This is a genomic window from Bdellovibrionales bacterium, from assembly GCA_041662785.1.
In the GTDB taxonomy this organism is placed as follows: Bacteria; Pseudomonadota; Alphaproteobacteria; order UBA9219; family UBA9219; genus UBA8914.
In genome coordinates, this window is sequence record JBAZRW010000004.1 from 149,458 (window position 1) to 161,326 (window position 11,869).

General features: G+C 54.4%; 12 protein-coding genes and 1 tRNA gene. 12 read left to right on the top strand and 1 reads right to left on the bottom strand.

Translation table 11 applies throughout. From position 1 onward, the window contains the following. Positions 1 to 80: 80 nt before the first annotated feature. On the bottom strand, positions 81 to 1,757 hold the full coding sequence (locus WC612_05095; GenBank protein ID MFA6280148.1) for a formate--tetrahydrofolate ligase: 1,677 nt from the start codon (positions 1,755 to 1,757) through the stop codon (positions 81 to 83). A gap of 124 nt (positions 1,758 to 1,881) precedes the next feature. Between WC612_05095 and gluQRS the strand changes: the two genes are divergently transcribed. From gluQRS to WC612_05155, 12 genes are all read left to right on the top strand, one after another. Continuing rightward, positions 1,882 to 2,739: a tRNA glutamyl-Q(34) synthetase GluQRS gene (gene gluQRS / locus WC612_05100; protein ID MFA6280149.1), complete on the top strand. Its 858-nt coding sequence runs from the start codon at positions 1,882 to 1,884 to the stop codon at positions 2,737 to 2,739. Positions 2,740 to 2,877: 138 nt separating this feature from the next. Beyond that, on the top strand, positions 2,878 to 4,965 hold the full coding sequence (locus WC612_05105; GenBank protein ID MFA6280150.1) for a bacteriohemerythrin: 2,088 nt from the start codon (positions 2,878 to 2,880) through the stop codon (positions 4,963 to 4,965). A 161-nt stretch (positions 4,966 to 5,126) separates the two neighbouring features. After that, positions 5,127 to 5,203, top strand: a tRNA-Asp gene (locus WC612_05110). 261 nt (positions 5,204 to 5,464) lie between these two features. Then, complete coding sequence (locus WC612_05115) at positions 5,465 to 6,025, top strand: hypothetical protein (protein MFA6280151.1); 561 nt, start codon at positions 5,465 to 5,467, stop codon at positions 6,023 to 6,025. Positions 6,026 to 6,206: 181 nt separating this feature from the next. Continuing rightward, a complete protein-coding gene (locus tag WC612_05120; protein ID MFA6280152.1) occupies positions 6,207 to 6,575 on the top strand; it encodes an NADH-quinone oxidoreductase subunit A in 369 nt (122 codons plus the stop codon). Continuing rightward, positions 6,566 to 7,162, top strand: coding sequence for an NADH-quinone oxidoreductase subunit B family protein (locus WC612_05125; protein MFA6280153.1), 597 nt, complete (start codon positions 6,566 to 6,568; stop codon positions 7,160 to 7,162). Before WC612_05120 ends, WC612_05125 begins: the two co-directional genes overlap by 10 nt. Beyond that, complete coding sequence (locus tag WC612_05130; GenBank protein MFA6280154.1) at positions 7,155 to 7,751, top strand: NADH-quinone oxidoreductase subunit C; 597 nt, start codon at positions 7,155 to 7,157, stop codon at positions 7,749 to 7,751. The genes WC612_05125 and WC612_05130 overlap by 8 nt, the downstream gene beginning before the upstream one ends. Continuing rightward, positions 7,744 to 8,955, top strand: a complete 1,212-nt coding sequence (locus WC612_05135; GenBank protein MFA6280155.1) for an NADH-quinone oxidoreductase subunit D — start codon at positions 7,744 to 7,746, stop codon at positions 8,953 to 8,955. The genes WC612_05130 and WC612_05135 overlap by 8 nt, the downstream gene beginning before the upstream one ends. A gap of 28 nt (positions 8,956 to 8,983) precedes the next feature. Next, on the top strand, positions 8,984 to 9,619 hold the full coding sequence (locus tag WC612_05140; protein MFA6280156.1) for a hypothetical protein: 636 nt from the start codon (positions 8,984 to 8,986) through the stop codon (positions 9,617 to 9,619). Continuing rightward, entirely contained in the window at positions 9,616 to 10,185 is a 570-nt protein-coding gene (gene nuoE / locus WC612_05145) for an NADH-quinone oxidoreductase subunit NuoE (GenBank protein MFA6280157.1), read from the top strand. The genes WC612_05140 and nuoE overlap by 4 nt, the downstream gene beginning before the upstream one ends. Positions 10,186 to 10,188: 3 nt before the next feature. Further along, positions 10,189 to 11,460: an NADH-quinone oxidoreductase subunit NuoF gene (gene nuoF / locus WC612_05150; protein ID MFA6280158.1), complete on the top strand. Its 1,272-nt coding sequence runs from the start codon at positions 10,189 to 10,191 to the stop codon at positions 11,458 to 11,460. Between the two features lie 79 nt (positions 11,461 to 11,539). Then, entirely contained in the window at positions 11,540 to 11,833 is a 294-nt protein-coding gene (locus tag WC612_05155) for a GIY-YIG nuclease family protein (protein ID MFA6280159.1), read from the top strand. Positions 11,834 to 11,869: the final 36 nt, after the last annotated feature.

Sequence of the window (11,869 nt, forward strand, 5' to 3'; positions counted from 1 at the left end):
AGAAACTGGATCCCACGTCCATTTTCTTTCGCCCCTTCGGGTCGAAGAGAAAATGTCTTGGGATGACGAGAGGAGAGCCTTTAAAACAACCCGTCAATCTGGCCGTCCTTATTGACGTGAATTTTATGGGCGGCGGGGGTGCGTGAAAGCCCCGGCATCGTCATAATCTCACCGCACAGCGCCACGACAAAGCCCGCGCCCGCCGATAGGCGAACGTCGCGCACGGGCGTGATATGCCCATTGGGCGCGCCAAAGCGCGTGGGATCGGCGGTAAAGCTGTACTGTGTTTTCGCCATGCAAACGGGCAGATGGCCGTAGCCTTCCTTTTCGAATAGCTCCAGCTTGCGCGCAGCGGCGGGGGCAAGGTCGATATCGTCGGCGCGATAAATCTCCTTTGCCACGGTGCGGATCTTATCGGCGAGTTTCATCTCATTCGGATAGAGCGTCTTGAACGTCGCCTTGCCAGAGGTCGCGACCGTTGCAACTTCGTCGGCCAGCGTCAAAGCGCCCGCGCCGCCTTCTGCCCAATGGTTGCAGAAATGGGCGGAGACGCCGATCTTGGCGCAGGCTTCGTGAATGACGTTCATCTCGGCTTGCGTGTCGCTGGTGAATTGGTTGATGGCGACAAGCGCGGGCACGCCGAACTTCTGCACGTTTTCGACATGGCGGATCATGTTGCCAAGGCCTGCGCGAACGGCCTCCACATTCTCGGCGGCCAGTTGGTCTTTCGCGATGCCACCGTGCATCTTCAGGGCGCGGACGGTGGCCACGACGACGACGGCTGCGGGTGATAAGCCCGCTTGGCGGCATTTTATGTTGAGGAACTTTTCAGCGCCCAAATCCGCGCCAAAGCCCGCCTCGGTCACCACAAAGTCAGCCAGCCGCAGCGCGGTTTCTGTCGCCACGACGGAATTGCAGCCATGCGCAATGTTGGCAAAAGGGCCGCCGTGGATCAACGTGGGCGTGCCCTCTAGTGTTTGCACAAGGTTGGGCTGAAACGCATCGCGAAGGAGAGCCGTCATCGCAGGCGCGGCCATGATATCGCGGGCGCGGACAAAGCTTTTGTCGAACTTTTGGCCAAGGATGATATTGCCTAGGCGCTCTTCCAAATCCTGATAGGTGCGGGCAAGGCAGAAGATGGCCATGACCTCGGACGCCACCGAAATATCAAAGCCGTCCTCGCGCACTTGGCCGTTATTGCCAAGCCCTACGACGATTTGGCGAAGGGCGCGGTCGTTCATGTCCATCACGCGCCGCCATGTGATTTTAGAGGGATCGATGCCCAGCGCATTGCCCCAGTAAATATGGTTGTCCAGCATCGCGGCCAGCAGATTGTTGGCCGAGGTGATGGCGTGGAAATCGCCCGTGAAGTGCAGGTTAATCTCATCCATCGGGGCGACTTGCGCCTTGCCGCCACCCGTCGCGCCGCCCTTCATGCCAAAACAGGGGCCAAGAGAAGGCTCGCGTAGGCAAATGAGGGTCTTCTTGCCGCGCTGCGTCAGCGCATCGCCAAGGCCGATGGTGGTCGTTGTCTTGCCTTCGCCCGCCGTCGTGGGGCTGATGGCCGTGACAAGGATCAGCTTGCCGGTAGGTGGTTTGGCCGCAATGCCAGTGATCGTCTCCATATCGATCTTGGCTTTATAGGGGCCATAGCGATACAGCGATGAAGCCGCAAGGCCGACCTTCGCGCCAATTTCCTCGATGGGGGAAAGCTTGGTGTTGCGGGCAATCGTGATGTCATCAAGTGGTGCGGCCATGGGGCAAGAATCCTTTCATCAAAAGTCGTCGCCAATCTGCCCGTTTTTGCGCGGATTCGCAATTGCCTTTGTTCGTTAACAGCATTAACAATAAGAGAGATAACGACAAAAAGGTTGGTCTTTCATGATCATCACGCGGTTTGCGCCTAGCCCGACGGGGGCGCTGCATGTGGGTCACGCGGCCTCGGCCTTGTTCGCCTATCGCGCGGCAGTGGAAGCGGGCGGGCGATTTTTGCTGCGGATTGAGGATATTGATCCTGTGCGCTGCAAGCCTGCCTTTATCGACGGGATTTATGAGGATCTGCGGTGGCTGGGGATGGACTGGCCGACCCCCGTGCGCCGCCAGTCCGAGCATATGGCGGATTATGCCGCTGCGCTGGACACGTTGAAGGCGATGGGTTTGCTGTATCCCTGTTATTGCACGCGGACGGAGGTGGAGGCCGAGGCCGCCGCGTCTGGCCACGCGCCGCAAGAGGGCGATGAGGCGGGGGAGGTTGTCTATGCCGGAACATGCCGCGCTTTGACCCTTGCGCAGCAAGAGGAGAAGGCGGCGCTTCGTGCCCCCGTTTGGCGGTTGGATATGCAAAAGGCCTTGGCGCACGTGAAAGAGAAAGGCGGGGGCGCTTTGCGTTGGCATGATCGCGGCGCGGGGGAGGTGATCGCGCAGCCAGAGCGCTTTGGCGATGTCGTTTTGGCGCGGCGCGATGTGAAGGCCAGCTATCACTTGAGCGTTGTCGTCGATGATGCCTTGCAAGGCATAACGCTGGTCACACGAGGGGCGGATTTAAAAGATTCCACGGACCTCCATCGCTTGTTGCAGGCTTTGCTGGGGCTTCCGACGCCGGAACACCACCACCATCCGCTGATCCTTGGCGCAGACGGCAAGCGCTTTGCCAAACGCGACAACGCCGCAACACTGCGTTCTATGCGTGAAGGGGGTATGCCTGCGGCGGAGGTGATGGCTCAGTGCCTTTATGCTTAACAATTTGTTAAAGGCTCCGTGCCAGAACTGAGCATGCGTGGGTACATTTTTTGTGTGGTTAAGTGGTTCGTTTCCCCATGCGTTCAAAAACCTGTCTTCGTCCCGCCTTCCCCTTGTTTGCTTCTGTGGAGTTTTCGCATGCTTTCTCGCCTTAAAATTGCTGCGCGGCTGATGCTAAGTTTTGGTCTGCTCAACTTGATGATCGCTGGGTTGAATGGTTACACGATTTATCAGGGGCAGGGCACGCAGGCTTTGGTGGAAGCTACTCTCCGAACGAGCAAAAATGAAAACCAAATGAATGTGGCAAAAGCGGCTCTTTATAAAGCGCGCATGAACATTTGGGCTTATCTGGCCTCTGGAGAGGTTGAGCGCAGTCAAGGAGCAACGGAAGCGTTGAAAGAGACAAAAGACGTTCTTGATTCCCTCCTTACCGCGACGGTTGATCCCCAAAGAAAAGAAAAACTCCAAAAGTCACGCGATTTATTGACGGAATATGAAAGCGAAGTCGAGAAGCTGAAAAACAGTAAGGGTCGTAACGAGGCGCTGGGGGATCCCGAAGTCGCGGCACGCATTTCTGCGATTGCCACCACGGTGGCCAAGATTGACGAAACAAACCTAGCTCTTGCCCAGTCCTATGGCGCGGTGGCGTCTGGCCGCGCCACGTCGGCGATGGAGCGGATCGAAAGTTTGAACAAGTGGACTTACATTATTGGCGTGCTGAGCCTTTTGGTGGGGGCTTTGTTGTGGTGGTTGACCTCGCGGAGCATCGTTAATCCCATTAAAGCGATTACAAGCGTGATGGACAAGTTAGCCGCAGGCGATTTGACGGTCGATGTGCCCGGACTAGAAAGCCATGACGAGACGGGCGAGATGGCGCGCGCTGTCGAGGTTTTTAAAAATAATGCCAAGCAAGTTGCCGAGCTGCGCCACGATCAGGAACAGGCGTCCGTCAAGTCCGCCGAGCAGCGCAAAAAAGAAATCAAAGAGATGGCCGATGCGTTTGAGGCCAGTGTGATGGGGGTTGTGCGCGTTGTATCGTCGTCTTCCACCCAGATGCAAGCCACGGCGCAAAGCATGTCGGAAACAGCGCAACAATCAGCGCAGGAAGCGGCGCATGTCGGGGAGGCCTCGACACAGGCAACAGACAATGTGCAAACGGTGGCTTCGGCGGCTGAGGAGTTAAGTGCATCCATTGGCGAGATTACCAATCAAGTCGGCCACGCCGCGTCGATTTCTAAAACGGCGGCTGAGGAAACGCAGCAAACGACGGCCCTTGTGCAAGAGCTTGTAGCTGCCACGGACAAGATTGGCGGCGTTGTGCAGCTTATTAATGATATTGCCAGCCAAACAAACCTGCTTGCGCTCAACGCGACGATTGAAGCGGCCCGCGCGGGTGAGGCGGGCAAGGGGTTTGCCGTTGTGGCGGGCGAGGTAAAAAATCTGGCCAACCAAACGTCAAAGGCGACGGAAGAAATTAGTGCGCAAATCAATAGCGTACAGGCAAACACCAAGCGTGCCGTGGACGCCATCAAGCATATCGAAGGCATTATCGAGCAAGTGCAAGAAATCTCGTCCACGATTCAGGAATCCGTTGAGCAGCAGGGCGAGGCCACGCGCGAGATTGCGCAAAATGTGCAGCAGGCAGCCTCTAGCACGCGTGAGGTTTCTCAAAGCATTTCGGCGGTGACTGAGGCGGCTTCAACGACAGGGGCCGCGGCCGAGCAGGTCCTCATCGCGTCAACCGATCTTGCGAAGAACGCCGAAACGCTGCAAGCCGAAGTGGTGGGCTTTTTGACGAAGATACGTGAAGAGAAAAAAGAGCTTTTGATGGAGTGGACTGATAAGTTTAAGCTGGGCATCCCCTCCATTGACGCGCAGCATAGAAGGCTTGTGGATATGCTCAATGAGCTTTATGCGGGCTTTAGAGCGGGGACAGCCAAGCAGGTCATGGGGCCGATCCTTGACGAATTGATTAACTACACGGCCACGCACTTTAAGCACGAGGAAAAATTTTTTGAGAGCACGCACTATGCGGAAACGCCGCAGCATAAGCGCGAACATGAAAAGCTGGTGAAAACAGTTCTTGATGTTCAGGCCAAGTACAAAAGCGGGCAGGCCGTCCTTAGTCAGGATGTCATGGTCTTCTTGCGGAGCTGGTTGACCGACCATATCCTTGGAACCGACAAGCGCTATGTTAAGCATTTCCTTGATAACGGCGTTCAATAAGGGCTTGGCGGGGCAGGCCTCATAAAGGGGGCGGGTTTTTTCTTAAGTTCCCCCCTAAAACCTGTAAATAATGGATTTCCATGGTTGACAGAAGGGGGGCTTTTGCCCTAAAGGTTGCGGCCTGTTGTGACAGACAGGGGTCTTTTGAAGGCCGTTTTAATGCGGGAGTAGCTCAGTTGGTTAGAGCGTCGGCCTGTCACGCCGAAGGTCGCGGGTTCAAGTCCCGTCTCTCGCGCCATTTTTATGGCTTTTGGGCTTTTTAGCCCTCTTCCTCCCCTTGATAAGATTTTTTCTTGCGAAACTATTTGAATTAGAGCAAATGGTTGTTGGTGCTTCTTTATGGTTAATGATAAAAACATCATAAAGAGCGAAAAAACCCTTGACATGGGAAATGTCTTGTGCTATTGACAATACCACGCGGAGCTATGTCCATAAGAGGGCGCTGCTAAGGTGGTTGGAGAACGGTTTAACAGACCCCTATTTATGAAGGAGGATCATTATGATTTCAGGAACGGATAAGAACGGCGTTCAAGCGACAGTAAATCAAAAGCCCATAGTTATTCGTCGCCATATGGCGGATCAAACCGAACAGAAAATTTTTGATTTTTTTGAAGCGGCAGCATTCTTGGCTTTAAGCCAGAAACCTGTGAAGCTTAATACGCTCTCTGAAAAAGGAGAGCCTCTATTGACCTGTGAAGCGCATATATGGCCGGAGCCTCACCAATTTTTTGCTAATCTCTCGAATTACAGAGTTGTGGTGAAGCGAGATTTGGATAATGAGCCAAGCTTGCTCACTTTGAAGGTTTTAGCGCGTGAAGGGCTCTCCCTTTTAAAGGGTAACGGCGCTTCTGCCTTTAAAACGGTTTTTCGAGCCACAATGGTTAAAGATGTGCGGACGGGTGGGGAACACGATAAAATTGCCCTTTTTCCTGTTGTCGGGCAGCCATCGGATCCTTTTCAGACAAAGTGGGGCGTTGATTTGGACAAGATGGCGGAGCAAGCGCATGATTCGCAGCGGTTCCACCAGATCCTTGTTCAAAATCAGTTAATGGCTGGTTAGAGGCTAGCGCCTAAAATATGTTCTAACCAGAGGTGCGGCGACAGAAAAAGGATGGCGTGTGTGGCTTTCTATTTGCCGTGTGAACCACCTTTCTTGCCGTTGTTTATGCTATCGTGTCCTTGATTTTCTGGTCTAATCAGTGGATGTTGGACATCACTTCTCCTTGTGACGGACATCCCTTATGGCCGATTCCTTTTTAGTCAATTACGCTCCGATTGCCGTCTTTATGGCCATCGCGCTTTTTGTCGCGTTGGCAGCGGTGGCGTTGTCGTTTTTGTTGGCCAAGCATCATCCTGATAAGCATAAAAATGAGACTTATGAATGCGGCTTCCCGCCCTTTGGCGATGCGCGGGCGAAGTTTGATGTGCGTTTTTACCTGATCGCCATTTTGTTTATCATTTTTGATCTGGAAATTGCCTTCCTCTTTCCGTGGGCGATTGTCCTGAGTGATATCGGCTGGCTGGGTTTCGGCTCGATGATGGCTTTTCTTGGCGTGCTAACGGTTGGCTTTATATACGAATGGAAGAAGGGGGCGCTCGAATGGGATTAACATTGCCACCTGATTTTATTCTTCCCGATGATGAGGCCCTGCGCGAGCGGATGGAGGCTTCGGCGCGGCTTATTGGCAACGAAGTGCAAAACAAAGGCTTTATGCTGGCCAAGTTGGACGATCTGATGGCGTGGGCGCGGACGGGTTCGATGTGGCCCATGACGTTTGGCCTTGCATGCTGCGGGATCGAGATGATCCATGCGTATATGAGCCGCTATGATTTGGATCGTTTTGGCATGATGCCTCGCCCCAGTCCAAGGCAGTCCGATGTGATGATCGTGGCCGGCACGCTGACCAACAAGATGGCGCCTGCTTTGCGTCAGCTTTACGACCAGATGCCAGAGCCAAGGTGGGTGATCTCGATGGGAAGCTGCGCGAACGGCGGCGGGTATTATCACTATTCGTATGCGGTGGTGCGCGGGTGCGACCGCATCGTGCCTGTGGATATTTATATTCCGGGTTGTCCGCCTAGCGCCGAGGCGTTGGTGTATGGGCTTTTGCAGCTGCATCGCAAGATCAGGCAGGCGGGCAGACCCACCATGATTGATCGCCGCCAAAGCGCAGAAAGGCGGGGACGGGATGAGTGACCTTTTTCCTCCATCCTTAGCCGATGCGGTGCACGCGGTGCTGGGCGAGAGTCTGGAGCACGCGCGCAGTGAGCGCGATGAGCTGACAGTTATTGTTCCGCGTAAACGGTTGGTGGATTCCCTGCTGGCGCTTCGCGATGATCCGCGCACAGCGATGCATCAGCTGATGGATGTAGGCGGCGTGGATTATGTTGCGCGGCGGCCTCGCTTTGATGTGGTCTATCAGCTGCTGAGTTTAAGCCATAACTGGCGGCTTACCGTGATCGTGCAGACGGATGAGCGCCTGCCTTCCGTGGTCAGCGTTTATCCCTCTGCCGGATGGATGGAGCGCGAGACGTTCGATTTATTGGGCATTACGTTCGACGGCCATCCGGACTTGCGGCGAATTTTGACGGATTATGATTTTGAAGGTCATCCGCTGCGCCGCGATTTCCCTTTGATGGGGTTTGAGGAAAAAGTCTATGACGATTTGCATTGCTGCGTGGTGAGCCAGCCCGTAACGCTGCAACAGGACTACCGCGCCTTTGATGCGCTCTCGCCTTGGCAAGGCCTGACCGATGTGCAGAAACGGGGAGGCAAAGATGACTGAACCCGTCCAAGTTCTGGTGCGTGATAAGGATGGCCGCGAGGGTGCGCCGTTCACGATCAATTTAGGGCCGCAGCATCCCGCCGCGCACGGCGTGTTGCGCTTGATCTTGGAGATGGACGGCGAAGTGGTGGAGCGGGCCGATCCGCATATCGGGCTTTTGCATCGTGGGACGGAAAAGCTGATCGAGCATAAGACGTACGCGCAGGCTTTGCCTTATTTTGACCGTTTGGATTATGTTGCGCCGATGGCGGGCGAGCAGTGCTTTTCGTTGGCGATTGAGCGGCTTTTGGGCATCACGCCGCCAGAGAGGGCGCAGGTTATCCGTGTGATGTTCGCGGAAATCACGCGGCTTTTGAATCATATTCTGGCGGTCACGACGTTCGCGCTTGACCTTGGCGCGATCACGCCCGCGCTGTGGGGCTTTGAGGAACGCGAAAAGCTGATGGGCTTTTATGAGCGCGTCAGCGGCGCACGGATGCACGCCAATTACATTCGCGCTGGCGGCGTGGCGCGTGATCTGCCGGACGGGCTGTTGGAGGATATCGAAGCGTTTTGCGATCCGTTTATTACGTTCCTTGATGATCTGGAAACGCTGCTGACAAACAACAGGATCTTTAAGCAGCGCACCGTGGATATCGGTATTCTGTCGAAAGACGACGCGCTGGCGTGGGGCGCATCGGGTCCTATGCTGCGTGCCAGTGGCGTGGCGTGGGATTTGCGCAAGGCGCAGCCTTATGATGGCTATGAGGCCTATGATTTTGATATTCCCGTTGGAACAACGGGCGATTGCTATGCACGGTATTTGGTAAGGATGGCCGAGATGCGCCAGTCGGTGCGGATCATGCGCCAGTGCATCGCGAGGATGCCCACGGGCCGCGTGATGGTGGATGATTACAAGGTCGCTATGCCAGAGCGTGAGGCTATTGAAAAGTCGATGGAAGCGTTGATCCATCACTTTAAGTTGGCGAGCGAGGGCTATCATGTGCCAGAAGGCGCAACCTATACGGCCATTGAAGCGCCGAAGGGCGAATTTGGCGTGTATCTGGTGGCCAATGGCACAAACAAGCCTTATCGCTGCAAGATTAGGCCGCCTAGCTTCGCCCATTTGCAGCTGCTTCCGCTTTTGTCGAAGCAACATATGCTGGCCGATGTCGTCGCGATTATTGGCAGTCTTGATATCGTGTTCGGGGAGATAGATCGGTGAAACATTTAACGAAGAGTGGAGAGATAAAATGAGTTTAGAGCAGCATATCGAGCTTGGGGACAAGATTAATGATTACGGCAGAAACTATGTCGTTGCGGGCATCGTACAAATGGAATCGTCCTTAACGAATTTTAATAATCCTTTGAGTTTTTCCTTTAACGAAGAACAAGACGCCCAAGTGTTATCCAGACTTAGATATGTCATTGGACTTAGTGAAGAAGAATTAAAAGCTGGATCCTATTTAAAAAATGTAAGTTCGTGTACTAGCGCTGCGGATATTCTTGTTTTAGCGCAAGATTTAACCGTTGATCAGGGGTGTTGCATAGACCTGAGTCTGGATGATCCCGTTGTTTTCGGTTCTTATCTTTTTCGCGATGATTTACAGAGCCGCATAAAGGACGCGAGTAAAATTATTGTTGGGAAGAAATACGAAAAAGAGGGGACGGGGTCATTCATGGTTTCTGCGAAAATGCTTGGGGGACCCCTTGATAACTGCTTTGTTACGGTTGGTTTTCTGCTAAATAAATTTAAGTATCGCTTCTTGGCCGTGCCCAAAGAAGGACTGAAAGAAATTGGAGTGAACAAGCAAGGCAGTGAAGAAGTAAAAGTGGCTCCATCAAAGCCATCCCAACATATCATTGCTATGGATGATGTAAGCCCATGAACAACGCGCAGCCCAAAAGCTTTTTCTTTACGCCTGAGAACGAGGCCGAGGCGAGGAAGGTTATCGCCAAGTATCCTGCCGGAAAGCAGGCTAGCGCGATGTTGCCTTTACTGGATATGGCGCAGCGTCAGCATGGCGGGTGGCTACCTTCTGCCGCCATCGTCTATGTGGCGGGGCTACTTAGCGTGGCAGAGGTCAAGGCGTTTGAGGTCGCGAGTTTTTACACGATGTTTAATCTGGAGCCTGTCGGCAAGTATTTGATCCAGCTTTGTCGCACGACGCCTTGTTGGTTGAAGGGCGGCGAGGACATTGCGCGAACGTGCGAAACGCGCCTTGGTATCAAGGCGGGGGAGACGACTCCCGATGGCCTCTTTACGATTAAGGAAGTGGAGTGCCTTGGCGCGTGCGTCAATGCGCCCGTGATGCAGATTAATGATGATATGTACGAAGATTTGTCGCCCGATAGCGTGATGAGGATTCTGGATGACCTTGCGGCTGGACGGCAGCCTAAGGTCGGCTCTCAAACCGGTTGCTGCGGATCATGCGCGTGTGGGAAGGGGGAGTGAGGTATGCTAGCTGATCAAGACCGCATCTTCACGAACCTGTATGGGCAAGAGCCGTGGACGTTGGGCGGCGCGAGGCAGCGCGGCGTGTGGGATGGGACGGCGGCGCTTATTCAAAAGGGCAGTGCGTGGATTATTGATGAAGTGAAGGCGTCTGGACTTCGCGGGCGCGGCGGCGCGGGCTTTGCCACGGGGCTTAAATGGTCGTTTATGCCCAAGCCTTCTGAGAAGCCGCATTATCTGGTGGTGAACGCCGATGAAAGTGAGCCTGGCACTTGTAAGGATCGGGATATTCTACGCTTTGATCCGCATCGGTTGATTGAGGGCGCTTTGCTGGCGGCGGCGGCGATTCATGCGCACAGCGTTTATATCTATATTCGCGGCGAGTTTGTGAATGAAGCGCGGCATATGCAAGCCGCGCTGGATGAAGCTTATGCGGCGAGCCTGATCGGCAAAAATGCGGCTGGCAGCGGATGGGATTGCGACATTGTCCTTCATCGCGGCGCGGGTGCGTATGTGTGCGGCGAGGAAAGCGCTTTGCTGGAAAGCCTTGAAGGCAAAAAGGGGCAACCTCGCAACAAGCCGCCTTTTCCGGCGAACGCGGGGCTTTATGGCTGTCCTACCACGATCAACAATGTGGAGACGATTGCGTCGGTGGGTGCAATTTTGCGGCGCGGCGGCGCTTGGTATGCGGGGCTTGGTCGTCCCAAAAACAGCGGCACGAAGTTGTTCTGTATTTCGGGGCATGTGAACACGCCGTGTAATGTTGAAGAGGAAATGGGGATCCCGTTGCGCGAGCTGATTGAGAAACATGCGGGTGGCGTGCGCGGCGGCTGGGATAATCTGCTGGCCATTATTCCCGGGGGCTCGTCGGTTCCCTTGTTGACCAAGGACCTCTCGGAAAAGGCGCTGATGGATTATGATGGGCTGCGTGAGGTTGGATCGGCGCTTGGATCGGCGGGTGTGATCGTGATGGATAAGTCCACGGACATCATCGCGGCGATTGCGCGGCTGTCGCGTTTTTACATGCATGAAAGCTGCGGGCAGTGTACGCCGTGCCGCGAGGGGACGGGCTGGATGGCGCGGATGATGGACCGCATGGTGCGTGGCGACGCGACGCTTTCGGAAATCGACACGCTGTGGGACGTCACTAAGGAAATCGAAGGCAAGACGATTTGCGCCCTTGGCGATGCCGCCGCGTGGCCGGTGCAGGGTTTGATCCGCCACTTCCGCCCCTTGATGGAAGCGCGGATACGGGCTGCGGGAGGGGAGAGATGAAGGTCTTTCGGCAACCCCATACGTCATCCCCGCGAAAGCGGGGATCCCGTTTGTTTTCTTCTTTCATAAAGGAAAGGGAATGGAAAAACGTTTTTGGGTCTATATCGTTACGGACAAGCCTTATGGGACGCTTTATACAGGTGTTACAAATGATCTTGCGCGGCGTGTGTGGGAACATCGTGAATGTATCTATAAGGGCTTTACAAAAAAATATGGTCTTAAGCAGCTTGTGTATTATGAGGAATACCCGTCGGCCACGGAAGCCATTGCAAGAGAAAAGTGCATTAAAAAGTGGAATAGAGACTGGAAAAAACAAAGCATTGAAAAGTTCAATCCGACATGGAGGGATATGGGGAAAGATTTACAAAAATAGAAAACGGGATCCCCGCTTTCGCGGGGATGACGGTGT

What these genes read in the sequence shown, in the direction of transcription:
- gluQRS (MFA6280149.1), top strand. Translation starts at nt 1,882, where the DNA reads ATGATCATCACGCGGTTTGCGCCTAGCCCGACGGGGGCGCTGCATGTG.
- nuoE (MFA6280157.1), top strand. Translation starts at nt 9,616, where the DNA reads ATGAACAACGCGCAGCCCAAAAGCTTTTTCTTTACGCCTGAGAACGAG.
- nuoF (MFA6280158.1), top strand. Translation starts at nt 10,189, where the DNA reads ATGCTAGCTGATCAAGACCGCATCTTCACGAACCTGTATGGGCAAGAG.
- WC612_05120 (MFA6280152.1), top strand. Translation starts at nt 6,207, where the DNA reads ATGGCCGATTCCTTTTTAGTCAATTACGCTCCGATTGCCGTCTTTATG.
- WC612_05155 (MFA6280159.1), top strand. Translation starts at nt 11,540, where the DNA reads ATGGAAAAACGTTTTTGGGTCTATATCGTTACGGACAAGCCTTATGGG.
- WC612_05140 (MFA6280156.1), top strand. Translation starts at nt 8,984, where the DNA reads ATGAGTTTAGAGCAGCATATCGAGCTTGGGGACAAGATTAATGATTAC.
- WC612_05105 (MFA6280150.1), top strand. Translation starts at nt 2,878, where the DNA reads ATGCTTTCTCGCCTTAAAATTGCTGCGCGGCTGATGCTAAGTTTTGGT.
- WC612_05130 (MFA6280154.1), top strand. Translation starts at nt 7,155, where the DNA reads ATGAGTGACCTTTTTCCTCCATCCTTAGCCGATGCGGTGCACGCGGTG.
- WC612_05135 (MFA6280155.1), top strand. Translation starts at nt 7,744, where the DNA reads ATGACTGAACCCGTCCAAGTTCTGGTGCGTGATAAGGATGGCCGCGAG.
- WC612_05125 (MFA6280153.1), top strand. Translation starts at nt 6,566, where the DNA reads ATGGGATTAACATTGCCACCTGATTTTATTCTTCCCGATGATGAGGCC.
- WC612_05095 (MFA6280148.1), bottom strand. Translation starts at nt 1,757, where the DNA reads ATGGCCGCACCACTTGATGACATCACGATTGCCCGCAACACCAAGCTT.
- WC612_05115 (MFA6280151.1), top strand. Translation starts at nt 5,465, where the DNA reads ATGATTTCAGGAACGGATAAGAACGGCGTTCAAGCGACAGTAAATCAA.